A 14,255-nucleotide genomic window follows, 5' to 3' on the forward strand; every position below is an offset into this window, starting at 1 on the left:
GGATGACCGTCTCCTACCCGTTCAGCGCGATGTCATGGGGACGGATGGGCACCCGGGACAGGGGCAGGCCGGTGGCGGCCCGTACGGCGGCGGCCACGGCGGGGGTGGACGACAGCGTGGGGGGCTCGCCCGCGCCGCGCAGGCCGTAGGGGGCGTGCGGGTCGGGGTTCTCCAGGATCGACACTCTCATGGGCGGCATGTCCAGGATGGTGGGGATCAGGTAGTCGGTGAAGGAGGGGTTGAGCACCCGCCCGTCCGTGACCTGGATCTCCTCCATCAGCGCCAGCCCCAGTCCCTGCGCCGACCCGCCGTGGATCTGGCCCTCCAGCGCCGTCAGGTTCATGATCTTCCCTACGTCCTGTACGGCCGCCAGCTCCACGACCTTGATCAGGCCGAGCTCCACGTCCACGTCGACCACGGCGCGGTGCACGCACAGCGCGAGCTGGGTGTGGGAGTCGCCCTGCCCGGTGACCGGGTCCATCGGGAAGGTCGGCCGGTGCCGGTACTCCCGGGTCTCCTCGACCGCTCCGACCCGCTCCAGCGCCTCCACCAGCGTCGACCCGTCGGCCCGGAGCTTGTCCAGCCGCTCCCGCACGGCCTCGCAGGCGGTCTTGACCGCGCCGCCGGTGACGTACGACTGGCGGGAGGCCGACGAGGAGCCGGCCGAGCCCACCGAGGTGTCGGCCTGGGCCACCGTCACCCTGTCGACGCCCAGCTCGGTGCGGGCGATCTGCTCCTGGATCGTCACCAGGCCCTGGCCGACCTCGGCCGCGGCGGTGTGCACCAGGACGTGCGGCTCGCCGCCGAGCAGCTCGACCCTGACCCGGGCGGTGGAGTAGTCGTCGAAGCCCTCGGAGAAGCAGATGTTCTTGATGCCCACGCCGTACCCGACGCCCCGCCGCACCCCCTCGCCGCGGGTGGTCTGCGACACACCGCCGGGCATGTCCAGCAGGTCCGCGCCGGCGGCCTCGGGCAGCGGCATCGCCGCGAGCTCGCGGAGCATGTCGGCCAGCGGCGCGGGGCTGTCGATCACCTGCCCGGTGGCCAGCGCGGACCCCTGGGAGACCGCGTTGCGGATGCGGATCTCGACCGGGGAGACGCCGCACGCCTCGGCCAGCCTGTCCATCTGCGACTCGTAGGCGTAGCAGGCCTGCACGGCGCCGAAGCCGCGCATGGCCCCGCAGGGCGGGTTGTTGGTGTAGACGCCGTAGGCGTCGATCCAGACGTTGTCCACCTCGTACGGGCCCACCCCGAGCGAGGCGGCGTTGCCGACCACGGCGGGGGAGGAGGAGCAGTAGGCGCCGCCGTCGAGCAGGATCTCCGCCTTGACGTAGAGCAGCCTGCCGTCGGGGGTCGCGCCGTGCTCGTAGCGCATCCGGGCCGGATGCCGGTGCACGTGGCCGAAGAACGACTCCTCGCGGTTGTAGACGATCTTCACGGGGCGGCCCGTGCGCAGCGCCAGCATGCACGCGTGGACCTGCATGGACAGATCCTCGCGGGCGCCGAACGCGCCGCCCACCCCGGCCAGCGACAGCCGTACCCGCTCGGGGGGGAGCCCCAGGCACGGCGCGATCTGGTCGCGGTCCACGTGCAGCCACTGGGTGGCGACGTACAGGTCCACCCCGCCGTCCTCGGCGGGTACGGCCAGGCCGGACTCCGGGCCGAGGAAGGCCTGGTCCTGCATGCCCACCTCGTACTCCCCGGTGACCACCACGGGGGCCTCGAAGTCGGAGCCGACCCGGACCGGCTGGTGGCGCAGCACGTTGCCGTGGTCGTGGACCGTCGGGCAGGAGGGGTCGAAGGCGGCCCGGCGCGGGTCGGTGACCGCCTCGCGGACCTCGTACTCCACGACGATCGCCTCGGCCGCCCGCCTGGCTCGCTCGGGATGGTCGGCGGCCACCAGCGCGACCGGCTCCCCCTGGTAGCGGACCTGGTCGACGGCCAGCACCGGCTGGTCCTTGTGCTCCAGGCCGTGGAACTTCTCGCCCGGCACGTCCTCGTGGGTGAGCACCGCCAGCACGCCCGGCATGGCCAGAGCGGGGCCGATGTCGACGGAGCGGATCCAGGCGGACGGGTGCGGGCTGCGCAGGGTGACCCCCCAGACCATGTCCGCGAGGTACAGGTCGGAGGAGTAGGCGAACTCGCCCGTCACCTTCAGCGTCCCGTCGGGGCGTGGCGCGCTCTCGCCGACGCCCCGGCCCCGGACCTGGCTCTGCCGAGTCTCGATGCCGCTCACCACAGCAGTACATCAGCCCAGGTCAGAGGTGAACATGGGGGACACGACGAAACGTGGGACGGGGCCGTGGACGGCTCTTGTAGTTTTATCCAACTATGCGGATACGTGACCTGGTCGGGATGGCGGAGCTCGGGCTCACCCTGCTGGTGGGCGAGGAGCATCTGGACCGAGGCTTCACCGGCGTGCAGATCACCGACCTGCCCGACCCCGGGCGTTACCTGTCCGGCGGGGAGCTGGTGCTGTCCGGGCTCATGTGGCGCAACGGGCCCGGGGACTCCGAACGGTTCGTGGGCCGCCTGGTCGAGGCCGGGGTGGCCGCGCTCGGCGCCGGCAGCGCCTGGTTCGGCACGGTCCCCGACGACCTCGTCCAGGCGTGCCGGGCGCATGACCTGCCGCTGCTGGAGGTGCCGGTCGAGATCTCCTTCCGGACGGTCGCCGAGACGGTCGCCCCCCGGCACGGGGAGCTGCGCGCCGCCCTCGGCCGCCACCGCAGGATCGTCGCCGCGGTCGCCGAGGGCGCCGGCCTGTCGGAGCTGTTCGCGCTGATGGACGGGGAGCCGGCGATGACCGGCGCGGTCGTCTCCGCCACCGGCTCGGTCGTCGCCGGCGCCCTGGACCCGGCGGACGCCGTACGGCTGGCGCACGAATACCTGACGGCGCCCCGGCTGCCGTCCGCCGTCCGAACCCCTACGGGGGTCTTCACCATCTTCGCCGTGGGCCGCGAGCACCGTGCCGCGGGCTGGGCCCTGGTCTGCGGCGGCGACCTGCTCGGCGAGGCGGACCTCGGCTTCGAGCTGGCGGCCTGCGTCGCCCTGGAGCGGACCAGGATGGAGGAGGGCCGGCGGGTCGAGCGCCGGCTCGCCGAGCAGCTGATCTCGCTGGCCGCCTCCGCGGGGAGCGATCCGGCCGAGCTCAACGCCGGGCTGCGGACCTGCGGCATCGGCCCGGCCGAGCCGTACTCCGTGGTGAACGCGACCGTCACGTGGGCCGGGACGGCCCGGGATCCGGACCTGCCCGGGCTCGGCGGCCGGGTCCTGGAGGAACTGCTGCGCCCCCGGGCGGTGGCCGCGGCGGTGGCGGACGGCGCCGTGGCGCTGGTGCCGCTGGCCGGTACGGCGGGCGAGCTGGCGCAGACGCTGCGGGCGGGCGCGCGGGCCCTGATGGCCGGGCTGAGCGGGGTCCGGGTGTCGATCGGGGTGAGCGCCGCGCTGACCGGTCCGTCGGCGGTCCGGGGCGGGGCGGAGGAGGCGGGGCACGCGCGGCGGCTGGCCGAGGCGCGCGGCGGAGGGGTCGCGACCAGCGACGAGATCTACACGCACGCGCTGCTGCTGGCCACCGTCCCCGGCGACGTGCGGCGGTCGTTCGCGGACCGGACGCTCGACCCGTTGGTCGACTACGACCGCCGGCACCACTCCGAGCTGGTGCGGACGCTTGAGACGTTCCTCGACTGCGTGGGCTCCTGGAACGTCTGCGCCGAACGCCTGCACGTCCACGTCAACACGGTCCGCTACCGCGTCCGCCGGATAGAGGAGCTCACCGGCCGGGACCTGTCCACGATGGCCGACCGGGTGGACCTGTTCCTGGCCCTCAGGGCGTCATGATCCCGTTTCCCGGCCGCAGGGCGTCGTGATCATGTTCCGGCCGGACCCGGCCCGTCCCGAGCGCCGGTGAATAACCTTTATAGGGCGGACGGCATACGCCTATCGGGCAAGTCGCTCATCGTAAACATAACGGCATTTGTAATGTGTTAATAGTGCACCGGATGTTCTTAGGCCCGATACCGCTCAATTAGGCGATCGGGCCGCCGGGTGGGCCGGATATCGGGGGGATGACCGGCCGATCCGGATCCCTCGGGCCGGGCCGGGCCGGGCGCTCGCGCCGGGCGGGGCGGGTGCGGTGAGGCGGGCGGCCACGCCGGGTGGAGCCCTTGATCGCCGGTGAATTCAACCATCTGGTAGGCGCGCCGTCCGAGCACTATCCTGCTCTTGTGTTCGGCCCCGGAATGTAGTTTTCTCACGCTATGTCGATGTTGGGGCGGCCGGCCGACGCGCCGTGGGGGTCGAGCCGCGCCCTGTCCTGGCCGGGGAGGCCCGCCAGGGAGGCACCGGCCCGTTTCCTGACCGCAGGAAGAAGGGAAAAATGCAGAAAAGTCCTTCTTGTGCGGTCGAATCAGCCGGTCGGCGCCCGCGCCGGGGAGCGGTGACCGGCGACGAGGTCTGCATGCACGCGCTGTCGCCGGTCACCGTCCCCGGCGACGTGCGGCGGTCGTCCGCGGTGAGGATGCTGGGGTCGTTGCCCGACGATGACCGCCGCACCGTTCCGAGCCGGTGCGGACGCTTGAGGCGTTCTTCGACTGCGTGGGTTTCCGGAACGCCCGCACGTCCATGTCAACACGGTCCGCTACCGCGCACGCCGGATGGAGAAGCTCACCAACCGGGATCCGTCCGCGACGGCCGACCGGGCGGACCTGTCCGTCGCCCTACGGGCGAGCTGACCCTCCGGTCAGTCCGGGTGGTTCCAGCCCAGGCCCTGCAGGATGTTCAACTCGGAAGAATACTCAGAGGTGGACCCTGAGGGGGCAGACGAATCAGCGCTTGCGGTCGTAACATTGCCGGTGACGGCAAAGGCGGCCGTAAATAGCATGGCGAGGGCGGACAAGGCGAGACGTCGGCGCACGGGGAGACTCCTGTCGTAGGTTCTGCTGCTCGAATGACATCTTTCAAGGGGTAACGTGACTGGTCAAGACTTGGTCGGGCAGCGCATCAAGACCGTCCGCCGGCAACGGGGCCTTTCCCAGGCGCAGCTGGCTCATCCAGAACTGTCGGACAGCTATGTGTCCCTCATCGAGAGCGGCAAGCGCACTCCGACCCTCGCGGTGCTGGAGCTCCTGGCCGAAAAGCTCGACTGCTCCCTCACGTATCTGATCAACGGTGTGACGGCCGAGCAGATGCAGGAGATCGAGCTCGCGCTGAACTACGCGCAGCTGGCCATGGACAACGGCGAGGTCGTCGAGGCGCGCGCCCGCTACGCCGAGATCCTCGCCGACAACGGCCTGGCGGGCCTGCCCCAGCTCAGGCAGGACGCCGAATACGGCCTGGCGCTGGCGACCGAGGCCTGCGGCGACCTGGAGGAGGCGATCGTCCTGCTCAACAGGTTGCGCCGCAACGACGCCACGGCGATGGCCCCCGAGCGTCACGTCGCGGTCGCCGTCGCGCTCTCGCGGTGCTACCGCGAGCAGGGCGACCTGGCCCAGGCGGTGCACATCCCCGAGCAGATCCTCGGCGGAGCGGTCCGGCCCGCCTGGACCGACGACCTGATGAGGCTGGGCGCCCAGCTCCTCGCGGCCTACGTCGAGCGCGGCGACCTGCTGCGGGCCCGCCAGTTCTCGGCGGAGGTGCTCGCCGCCGCCGACCTTCTCGGCTCGCCGCAGTCGCTCACCCTGGCCCACTGGGGCGCCGCGATCGTCGCGGTGGAGACCGGCCACGCCGACGAGGCCGTCACCCACGTCGAGCGGGCCATCGCCATCCAGTCCGAGTACGGCGACCCCCGCCGGCTGGCCCGCCTGCGCGGTGACTACGCCCAGGTGCTGCTGACCGTGCGGCCCATGGAGGCGCAGGCCTGGCGTGAGGTGCTGCTCAAGGTGGAGAGCGAGCTGATCGAGTCCTCCGCCAGCCCGATGGACAAGATGCGCTGCGCGATGAACCTCGCCCGGGTGGAGCTGCTGCTCTCCCGGCCCGAGCGCGCGGGCGAGCACATGCGCGCCGTCTGCGACCTGCTTGACGGCATGCCGCAGGTGCTGCAGGCCGAGGCCCGGCTGCTGCACGGCGAGACCCTCGCCGAGCTGGGCCGGCAGGACATGGCCGTGCAGGAGCTGCTGGCCGGGGCGGAGTGCCTGGACCAGTCGCCGACCACCCGCTACACGGCCCACGCGTGGCTGACCGTCGCGCGGGTCCTGGAGCGCGTCGACGAGCCGGCCCGCAGTGTCGACGCCTACCAGCGGGCGCTGGCCTGCGTGGGCCTCTAGATCGGGACGGGGAGGTCAGGACCGCGTGGTGGCGTCGGTAGCCTTGAGACTGCCATGAAGACTTCCCCTGTCGCGGTCGTTCTCGCGCTTCTCGCCGTCCTCGTCCTCGGCACGGCCTTCGCCTCACCCGCCCTCGCCCACGACACGCTCAAGAGCAGTGACCCTGCCAAGGGCGCCAAGGTCGAGAGCCTCAAGCAGGTGAAGCTGACGTTCAGCGCCTCGGTGCGCTTCCCGAACGTCGTCGTGCACACCGCCGACAACGTCGCCCATCAGGACGGCAAGCCCGTCGTCGACGGCGCGGTGGTGACCCAGGCGCTCAAGGAGGACCTGCCGCCCGGCAAATACGTCATCGCCTACCGGGTGGTCTCCTCCGACGGTCACCCGATCGAGGGGGAGATCCCCTTCACCCTCGTCGGTTCCCCGTCGGCGACCCCGTCCGAGACGGTCTCCGAGTCCCCGGCACCGGCCGAGAGCGCGACCGCGGCGCCGGCCGAGAGCGCGACCCCGGCGCCCGCCGCGACCGGGGTCACGGCCGGGCCGGCCACCGCCGCGCTCAGCCCGGCCCCCGCGGCCCAGACGCAGGACGCGCCCGAGGACTCCGGCGGCGTGCCCGGCTGGATGTGGCTCATCGTGGGCGGCGTGACCGGCGTCGGCATCGGTCTGTTCTTCAGCATGCGCAACAAGAAGCAGCCGTGAGCAGGCAGGAGCGGGCCGCCCAGGCCGAGGGGGCGGGGACCGGCCGGACGGCGAGGCTCGCCCTGGCGGGCGTGGCCGCGGCAGTGGTCGGGCTGGTGATCGCCATGATCGCCGGAGGCGCCGCGACCCCGCGCATCATCCCCGGACTGCCCGACCAGGGTGCGCTCACCCGCTGGGGGCTGCCCCTGGCCAAGCTGACGATGGACGCGGCGGGCGTGCTCACCGTGGGCGTGCTGCTGGCCGCGGCGGTCTTCCTCCCCAGCGACAAGGGGATGCTCGGCAGGTCCGCCCTCGTCTACGCCAAGGCCGCCTCGTGGCTGGCGCTCGTCTGGGCGGGCGCGGCGGCCGCGACGATGGTGTTCAGCCTGTCCGACGCGCTCGGCCTGCCCGTCGCCGACGTGCTCGGCGGCAACGAGCTGACCAGCTACGCCAGCCAGGTCTCCCAGGGCATCGCGCTCACCCTGGTGGTGCTGTTCGGGGTGGCGATCGCGCTGTTCGCCCGTGGGGCGATCACCGTCGGCGCGGCCGGCGGCCTGCTCGTCCTCGCCCTGGCCACCCTCCTGCCTCCGGCGCTGACCGGCCACTCCTCCTCCTCGCCCAACCACGACCTGGCGACCACCGGCGTCGCGGTGCACCTGATGGCCCTCGCGCTCTGGGTGGGCGGCCTGGCCGTGCTCTGCGCCCACGCGCTGCGGCGCCAGTCGCACCTGGAGGTCGCCGCCGCCCGGTTCTCCTCGATGGCGATGTGGTGCTTCATCGCCGTGGGACTGTCGGGCCTGTTCAGCGTGCTGGCCCGGCTCACCTCGCTCTCGGAGCTGTTCACCTCCGCCTACGGCCTGCTGCTGCTGGCCAAGACCGTCGCGTTCGCGGCGCTCGGCGCCATCGGCTGGTGGCACCGCAAGCGGACCCTGCCCGAGCTGGCCGCCGGCGGACCGGGCGTCTTCGTCCGCTTCGCCTCCTGCGAGGTCCTCGTCATGGCCGCGACCGTCGGGCTGGCCGTCGCGCTCTCCCGCACCGCCCCGCCCCCGGCGCTCCTGCCGGCCGACCGGGCCTTCGAACTGCTCGGCTACCCCATGCCGCCGGAGATCTCACTGGCCGGCCTGGCCTCGCTGTGGTGGCTCGACCTGTTCTCCGGCACCTTGATCGCCCTGCTCGGCGGGCTCTATCTCGCCGGGATCATACGGCTGGCCCGGCGCGGCGACTCCTGGTCCATGGGCCGCACCGCCGCGTGGTTCACCGGCCTGCTGATCCTGGTCATCGCCACCCAGAGCGGCGTGGCCCGCTACGCCAAGGTGCTGTTCAGCGTCCACATGGCCGAGCACATGACGCTGTCCATGCTGGTGCCGATCTTCCTGGTGCTCGGCGCCCCCGTCACGCTGGCGCTGCGTGCGCTCAAACCCGCCGCCCGGCGGGGCGACCGGGGCCCGCGTGAGTGGCTGACCACCATCCTGCACAGCAGGTTCGTGAGCTTCGTCGCCCACCCGGCGATCGCCACCGCGATCTTCGTCGCCTCCACCTACGCGCTGTACTTCACCCCGCTGTTCGCCGCCGCGATGGAGGAGCACCTGGGCCACATCGCCATGACGGTGCACTTCCTGCTCAGCGGCTCCCTGTTCTTCTGGGTGATCATCGGTGTGGACCCGGCGCCCCACAAGCTGCCCCACTACGCCAGGCTGATGCTGCTGTTCGTCACGATGCCCTTCCACGCGTTCTTCGGCATCGCGCTGATGAGCATGGGCACCGTCCTCGCCGCCGAGTGGTACGACCAGCTCGGCCGCACCTGGGGCACCTCCGCGATCGCCGACCAGCAGACCGGCGGCGCCATCGCCTGGGGCTTCGGTGAGATCCCGACGCTGATCGTGCTGCTCGCGCTGGCCTTCCAGTGGTGGCAGGACGACGACCGCAAGGCCCGTCGCGCCGACCGCCGGGCCGACGCCGCCGCGGCCCGCACCGGCGGGAGCGGTGACGCGCAGCTCGACGCCTACAACGACTACCTGGCCGAGCTCAACAAGAGGGAGCGCGCCGAGTAACCGGCCGGTTACTGCTGCCTATCCGCCGCCACCGTTTCGGGTGCCTCCGGTAGCCTTGTAGGCGATCGGGGTCCGGGGAGCACGCGGTGGGTGCGGCGTCTGGTGGCCGCGCGCCACGCCCAGTGACACCTATCGGCCGCACGCTCGGCGTGAGACCGGTGGCTGCGCATCAGGAAGGTCGAGCAGTGTCCGAGGAAGTGCGCATGCGTGGGGACCGGAGCCTGGCGCAGGCTCTTGAGGAGCATCTCGCCGAGTGGGCCGAGCGCACCGGGACCGTCGCGGAGATCTGGGCGCTGCCCGGTGACGACGTCGATCCCCGGACGGCCCGGGCCGTCATGGCCACGCTGGGCGAGGCGCTGTCCAACGTCGAGCGGCACAGCCGGGCCGGTGCGGTCTCCCTCGCCGTGACCCTGGGCCGCGGCGGCCTGCGCATGACCGTGAGCGACGACGGCGTCGGCTTCTCCGGCCCCGCCGCCGGCCGGGGGATCGCGGTCATGCGGGCCGAGTTCGCCGGTCTCGGCGGCACGCTCACCGTCAACGGCGTCGAGGGCGGCGGGACCACCGTCACCGGGGTGGTGCCCCGCAGGCGCTGACGGAGCGGCACCGCCATGGCGGGGGCGGGGCACAGCGTGCGGGAGGCTCCCGGCCGGGGCCTCAGGGGAGCGTCAGGATCTCCCGGCCGGTGTCGGTGACCAGGATGGTGTGCTCGAACTGGGCGGTCCGCCTGCGGTCCTTGGTCACGGCGGTCCAGCCGTCGGGCCAGATGTCGTAGTCGATGGTGCCGAGGGTCAGCATGGGCTCGATGGTGAACGTCATGCCGGGCTCCAGGGTGACCGCCAGCGACGGGTCGTCGTAGTGCGGGACGATCAGGCCGGAGTGGAAGGTGGTGCCGATGCCGTGGCCGGTGAAGTCGCGGATCACGCCGTAGCCGAACCGCTTGGCGTAGGCCTCGATGACGCGGCCGACCACGTTGAGCTGACGGCCGGGCGCGACGGCCCTGATCGCGCGGTCGGTGGCCTCGCGGGTGCGCTCGACCAGCAGGCGTGACTCCTCGTCCACGTCGCCGACCAGGAAGGTGGCGTCGGTGTCGCCGTGCACGCCGCCGATGAAGGCGGTGATGTCCACGTTGACGATGTCGCCGTCGCGCAGCACCGTGTCGTCCGGGATGCCGTGGCAGATCACCTCGTTGATCGAGGTGCACAGCGACTTGGGATAGCCCCGGTAGCCGAGCGTGCTGGGGTAGGCGCCGTGGTCGCAGAGGAACTCGTGGCCGATCCGGTCGAGCTCGTCGGTGGTGACGCCGGGCGCCACGTGCCTGCCGACCTCCTCGAGCGCCTGGCCGGCCAGTTTGCCCGCGATCCGCATCCGCTCGATGATCTCGGGTGTCTTGACATCGGACTCGCCGGTCTTCGGGGATTTCTTCCCGACATACTCCGGCCGCTCGATGCCGGCGGGGACCTTGCGGATGGGCGAGATCCGCCCGGGCTGGAGCAGTGTCGTCATGGTCCCCCAGTCTAGTTGTGCTTCCCAGTGGGCAGTATTGCCGTCATGAGCGATCAGTGGTGGTTCTGCCTGAAGCACATGGCGGTCGAACCCGACGAGGGGTGCCCCAACAAGGACCGGCTCGGCCCCTACGAGACCCGGGAGGCCGCGGCCAACGCGCTGAAGACCGCGGCCGAGCGCAACGAGGCGTGGCGGGAGGAGGACAAGACCTGGGAGGGGGAGGACAGCTAGCGGACGGCCGCGGGCGCCGCCCGGGACCGGCGTGGCTAGCCGTTCACGACCGCGTAGGCGCGGACCGGGAAGGTGCCCATGCCCACCACCATCGGCGGGACGGCGTGGAAGCGGAAGCCGGTTTCGGGGAGCGCGCCCAGGCCGGTCATGTGCTCCACGATCGGGATGCCCGCGCCGAGCAGGAGCGTGTGCGCGGGGCGTTCGCCGCGCGGCGGGGTGTCGTCGATGTTCAGCGTGTCGATCCCGACGAGTGCCGCGCCCTGGGCCACGAGCCACTCGGCCGCCGCGGGTTCGAGGTAGGGATGGCCGTGGAAGTAGTCCTCGGTGCCGAAGTGCCGGTCCCAGCCGGTCTGGACGAGCACGGCCTTCCCCCGCACGTCGTGTCCGGCGAACCGGTCCGGCCCCACCGAGCGCAGGCCCTCGGCCCGCACGACCACTCCCGGCAGGTCGGCGATCGCCTCCAGCGGCACCCCGGACAGGTCGGCGCCGTCGGGGTAGCGGTGGTACGGGGTGTCCAGGTAGGTGCCGGTGTTGGCGACCAGCTCGATGCTGCCGATGTGGAACTCGGTGCCGGGCGCGTAGACCTCGCGCGAGGCCTCTCTGGTCAGGTGCGCGCCGAGCCGCGGTCCGGGGACGCCCGGATAGGTGCGCATGCCCTCGGTGATGGGGTGGCTCAGTTCTACCAGCCGGGTCATGGGGTGTTCACCGTCTTCTTCCTGGGTCTGGTCCTGGCCATCCGGGTGACGGCCGCCAGGCCGATCACCCCCCAGACGACGTTGAGGATCGCCGAGGGCCAGGCCGAGTGGTAGGCCGTATTGATCATCAGGGCGACCGCCCCGACGAGGTTGATCGTCTGGTACGGCATGCCGTCCCCGGCCATCCGGGAGGCGGACACCATGGCGTAGCCGTACAGCATGAGACCGGCGCCGATCCAGCCGAGCACGTTGACAAAGACGGACATCGAATTACATGCCGTCAGAAAAGGGGTGCATGCCGCAATGATCCCCGGCTGCCTCTCTGAAGGGCAAGTTAAGCCTCCTTAATATCCGCGTAAGCTCAGCTATATGGACATCGACCCCCGGCGGCTCCGGATACTCCATGAGGTCGCACGTCGCGGCGGCGTCATGCGGGCGGCCGAGGCGCTGCACCTGACCGCCTCGGCGGTCTCCCAGCAGCTCGCGCTCCTGGAGCGGGAGGTCGGGCTGGCGCTCCTGGACCGGTCGCAGCGCAGGATCACGCTCACTCCGGCCGGGCGGGTCCTCGCCGGATACGCCGAGCGGGTCGAGGAGGAGCTGGCCGAGGCGAAGCGGGAGCTGACCCGTTTCGCCGAGCTGCTGGCCGGGCCGGTGTCGATAGCGGCCTTCCCGACGGTCATCAAGCACCTGCTGGTGCCCGCCCTGGGCACGCTGGCCGAGCGCCACCCGCAGATCAGGCCCCGCATCCGCGAGCTGTACGGCCCGCCGGCCCTGGAGGAGCTCCGCCTGGGCGGCATCGATCTGGCCATCACCGAGCAGGACGCCGACAAGCCCGCCCCGGCACGTTCCTCGATCGTCTCCCACCGCCTCTACGTGGACGAATACCGCATCGTGGTGCCGCCGGGCTGGACGGAGATCCCGCGTGACGTCGCGGAACTGGCCGGTGTGCCCTGGGTGGCGGGACCGCCGGACCAGGCGTGCGGGCACGCGCTGGAGCGGCTGGCCGCCCTGCACGGCTTCACCCCGCACCGGGCTCACGTGATCGAGGAGTTCCCGCCCACCCTCGCCCTGGTGGCGGCGGGGCACGGGGTGGCGATCGTGCCGTCGCTGGCCCTGCTGGAGGTCCCGGCGGGCGAGGTCGTGGTCACCGACATCACCGGCGTCGGCGCCCGCCGCCTGAACGCCGTCACCCGCGTCAGCCGTACCCGGTCGGGGGAGCCCGGCCCGGTGCAGGCCGTGGTCGTCGCCGCGCTCAGGGAGGCCGCCGAGGGGCTGCCCGCACGGCTCGGCGAGCGCTACGGCGCCCGCTGACCGCCGGTCGCTGACCCGCTCGTGCCCGCTGACCGCCGGTCGTCGACCTACTCGCGCCCGCTGAGTCCGGTTGGCCGTCCGCGTCCGGCTGACCCGCCGATCCCGGCCGGACGCGGGCGGGGTGGTCCCGGTGGTGCGGCCCGGCGGCTCCGGTCAGTCGGTGACGTGGGGGCCGCTGACCCGCTCCAGCAGCCGGGCCAGCCGGTCACGCAGGCCCGGACGGCGGTCGGTCTCGCCCGCGGCCATGCTGATCAGGTGCTGGGCCCCGTCGAAGGAGATCGGGGCCTGGCCGGGGACCGTCAGCGCGTCGTGGGCCAGCCCTTCCAGCTCAGGGTCGCCGCCGTCCAGGGCCAGGACGGTGGCCCCGGTGCGCCGGGCGTCGCTCACCCGTTCCAGCAGGGGCCCGGGGGCCTGCTCCTCGGCCACGACGAACAGCGTCTCGCCCCGCCTGGCCTGCTCGATCCGCTCCAGCCCGACCCGCAGGTGCGCCGGCGAGCCGGGGACGGGCGCCCAGCGCACCAGCGTGGGGGCGAGCTGGGGCAGCCCGGCGAGCCGGGCCTCATCACCGAGATGCGCGGTCAGGTGCCAGGGCTCCTCCTCGGGTGTGCCGACCACCAGCAGGCCTCCGGGGGATCGCGTCGCGCGCAGGGCGAGCCCGAGCCGGCGGGTGTGCTCCACCCAGCCGGTCGAGTCCAGGATCTCGCGCAGGAGTGCCACCGACCGAGCGTCCATGTGCTCCATGGTGCCCCAGTCACCCCAGGTTGGTCCCGGGAACACGGGCCCTGGCATGATCTGAGCATGCCGTACGGCCGGACGGACCCGGCGCCGACGGACCAGGACGACGAGGAGCGACGGGTGAGCACTGACAGTCTGGACGTGAGCGAGATCACGATCGGGATCCTGGGCGGCACCGGCGATCAGGGCAAGGGCCTGGCCAGGCGGTTCGCCATGGCGGGCCACACCGTGCTGATCGGCTCGCGCAGCGCGGAGCGGGCGCGGGAGGTGGCGGCGGGACTCGGGGTGCCGGTCGGCGGTGCGGACAACGCGACAGTGGCGGCCGAGGCCGACGTGGTGATCGTGGCGATCCCGTGGGAAGGCCACCGGTCCACCCTGGAGTCCCTGCGGGCCGAGCTGGCCGGCAAGATCGTCATCGACTGCGTCAACCCGATGGGCTTCGACAAGCAGGGCGCCTACGCGCTGGCCGTCGAGGAGGGCAGCGCCGCCCAGCAGGCCGCCGCGGTCCTCCCGGACAGTCGCGTGGTCGCCGCCTTCCACCACGTCTCGGCCGTCCTGCTGCTGGACCCCGAGGTCGCCGAGATCGACCTGGACGTGCTCGTCCTGGGTGACGACCGTGAGGCCACCGACACGGTCCAGGAGCTCGCCGGCCGGATCCCGGGCGTCCGCGGCGTATACGGCGGCCGCCTGCGCAACGCCCACCAGGTCGAGGCGCTGACCGCCAACCTCATCTCCATCAACCGCCGTTACAAGGCCCACGCCGGCCTCCGCGTCACCGACGTCTGACACCGTTC

At 72.3% G+C, this 14,255-nt stretch carries 14 protein-coding genes; 9 read left to right on the forward strand and 5 right to left on the reverse strand.

The genetic code is table 11. The features are described 5' to 3' along the window. Positions 1-13 precede the first annotated feature (13 nt). On the reverse strand, positions 14-2,236 hold the full coding sequence (locus J2S55_RS04275; protein ID WP_370879589.1) for a xanthine dehydrogenase family protein molybdopterin-binding subunit: 2,223 nt from the start codon (positions 2,234-2,236) through the stop codon (positions 14-16). A 95-nt stretch (positions 2,237-2,331) separates the two neighbouring features. Here J2S55_RS04275 and J2S55_RS04280 point away from each other — a divergent pair, with 95 nt between their 5' ends. From J2S55_RS04280 to J2S55_RS04300, 6 genes are all read left to right on the forward strand, one after another. After that, entirely contained in the window at positions 2,332-3,837 is a 1,506-nt protein-coding gene (locus tag J2S55_RS04280) for a PucR family transcriptional regulator (protein ID WP_306857441.1), read from the forward strand. An 815-nt stretch (positions 3,838-4,652) separates the two neighbouring features. Continuing rightward, positions 4,653-4,730 carry a hypothetical protein gene (locus tag J2S55_RS48605; RefSeq protein WP_442480455.1) on the forward strand — a complete coding sequence of 26 codons (78 nt, stop codon included), beginning with the start codon at positions 4,653-4,655 and terminating at the stop codon, positions 4,728-4,730. A gap of 237 nt (positions 4,731-4,967) precedes the next feature. Next, positions 4,968-6,260 (forward strand): helix-turn-helix domain-containing protein, encoded by a 1,293-nt coding sequence (locus J2S55_RS04285; protein WP_306857442.1) that lies wholly within the window; start codon positions 4,968-4,970, stop codon positions 6,258-6,260. 54 nt (positions 6,261-6,314) lie between these two features. Continuing rightward, the gene (locus J2S55_RS04290) at positions 6,315-6,956 is read left to right on the forward strand and encodes a copper resistance CopC family protein (protein WP_306857444.1); all 642 of its coding nucleotides are present in this window, start codon (positions 6,315-6,317) and stop codon (positions 6,954-6,956) included. Further along, on the forward strand, positions 6,953-8,986 hold the full coding sequence (locus J2S55_RS04295; RefSeq protein ID WP_306857446.1) for a bifunctional copper resistance protein CopD/cytochrome c oxidase assembly protein: 2,034 nt from the start codon (positions 6,953-6,955) through the stop codon (positions 8,984-8,986). Before J2S55_RS04290 ends, J2S55_RS04295 begins: the two co-directional genes overlap by 4 nt. A 203-nt stretch (positions 8,987-9,189) precedes the next feature. Next, on the forward strand, positions 9,190-9,579 hold the full coding sequence (locus J2S55_RS04300; protein WP_306857448.1) for an ATP-binding protein: 390 nt from the start codon (positions 9,190-9,192) through the stop codon (positions 9,577-9,579). A gap of 61 nt (positions 9,580-9,640) precedes the next feature. Here the strand turns inward: J2S55_RS04300 and map are convergent, their stop codons facing one another. Further along, positions 9,641-10,489: a type I methionyl aminopeptidase gene (gene map, locus J2S55_RS04305; protein WP_306857450.1), complete on the reverse strand. Its 849-nt coding sequence runs from the start codon at positions 10,487-10,489 to the stop codon at positions 9,641-9,643. Positions 10,490-10,534: 45 nt separating this feature from the next. On the opposite strand from map, the gene J2S55_RS04310 reads away from it, so the two are divergent. Continuing rightward, entirely contained in the window at positions 10,535-10,720 is a 186-nt protein-coding gene (locus J2S55_RS04310; RefSeq protein ID WP_306857451.1) for a hypothetical protein, read from the forward strand. A gap of 35 nt (positions 10,721-10,755) precedes the next feature. Here the strand turns inward: J2S55_RS04310 and J2S55_RS04315 are convergent, their stop codons facing one another. After that, a complete protein-coding gene (locus J2S55_RS04315; protein WP_306857452.1) occupies positions 10,756-11,415 on the reverse strand; it encodes a cyclase family protein in 660 nt (219 codons plus the stop codon). Next, positions 11,412-11,681 carry a CBU_0592 family membrane protein gene (locus J2S55_RS04320; RefSeq protein WP_306857453.1) on the reverse strand — a complete coding sequence of 90 codons (270 nt, stop codon included), beginning with the start codon at positions 11,679-11,681 and terminating at the stop codon, positions 11,412-11,414. Before J2S55_RS04320 ends, J2S55_RS04315 begins: the two co-directional genes overlap by 4 nt. A 103-nt stretch (positions 11,682-11,784) precedes the next feature. Between J2S55_RS04320 and J2S55_RS04325 the strand changes: the two genes are divergently transcribed. Then, a complete protein-coding gene (locus tag J2S55_RS04325; RefSeq protein ID WP_306857455.1) occupies positions 11,785-12,726 on the forward strand; it encodes a LysR family transcriptional regulator in 942 nt (313 codons plus the stop codon). 153 nt (positions 12,727-12,879) lie between these two features. Here the strand turns inward: J2S55_RS04325 and J2S55_RS04330 are convergent, their stop codons facing one another. Continuing rightward, a complete protein-coding gene (locus J2S55_RS04330) occupies positions 12,880-13,458 on the reverse strand; it encodes a hypothetical protein (protein WP_306857456.1) in 579 nt (192 codons plus the stop codon). A gap of 123 nt (positions 13,459-13,581) precedes the next feature. Between J2S55_RS04330 and npdG the strand changes: the two genes are divergently transcribed. Beyond that, complete coding sequence (gene npdG / locus J2S55_RS04335; RefSeq protein ID WP_306857457.1) at positions 13,582-14,247, forward strand: NADPH-dependent F420 reductase; 666 nt, start codon at positions 13,582-13,584, stop codon at positions 14,245-14,247. The last annotated feature ends 8 nt before the right edge of the window (positions 14,248-14,255 follow it).

It is taken from the genome of Streptosporangium brasiliense (assembly GCF_030811595.1).
Classification (GTDB): domain Bacteria; phylum Actinomycetota; class Actinomycetes; order Streptosporangiales; family Streptosporangiaceae; genus Streptosporangium; species Streptosporangium brasiliense.

Excerpts from the sequence above, each read along its gene's own strand:
- J2S55_RS04315 (WP_306857452.1), bottom strand. The coding sequence starts at position 11,415 with ATGACCCGGCTGGTAGAACTGAGCCACCCCATCACCGAGGGCATGCGC.
- J2S55_RS04300 (WP_306857448.1), top strand. The coding sequence starts at position 9,190 with ATGCGTGGGGACCGGAGCCTGGCGCAGGCTCTTGAGGAGCATCTCGCC.
- J2S55_RS04280 (WP_306857441.1), top strand. The coding sequence starts at position 2,332 with ATGCGGATACGTGACCTGGTCGGGATGGCGGAGCTCGGGCTCACCCTG.
- J2S55_RS04320 (WP_306857453.1), bottom strand. The coding sequence starts at position 11,681 with ATGTCCGTCTTTGTCAACGTGCTCGGCTGGATCGGCGCCGGTCTCATG.
- J2S55_RS04290 (WP_306857444.1), top strand. The coding sequence starts at position 6,315 with ATGAAGACTTCCCCTGTCGCGGTCGTTCTCGCGCTTCTCGCCGTCCTC.
- J2S55_RS04325 (WP_306857455.1), top strand. The coding sequence starts at position 11,785 with ATGGACATCGACCCCCGGCGGCTCCGGATACTCCATGAGGTCGCACGT.
- J2S55_RS04310 (WP_306857451.1), top strand. The coding sequence starts at position 10,535 with ATGAGCGATCAGTGGTGGTTCTGCCTGAAGCACATGGCGGTCGAACCC.
- J2S55_RS04330 (WP_306857456.1), bottom strand. The coding sequence starts at position 13,458 with ATGGACGCTCGGTCGGTGGCACTCCTGCGCGAGATCCTGGACTCGACC.
- J2S55_RS48605 (WP_442480455.1), top strand. The coding sequence starts at position 4,653 with ATGGAGAAGCTCACCAACCGGGATCCGTCCGCGACGGCCGACCGGGCG.
- map (WP_306857450.1), bottom strand. The coding sequence starts at position 10,489 with ATGACGACACTGCTCCAGCCCGGGCGGATCTCGCCCATCCGCAAGGTC.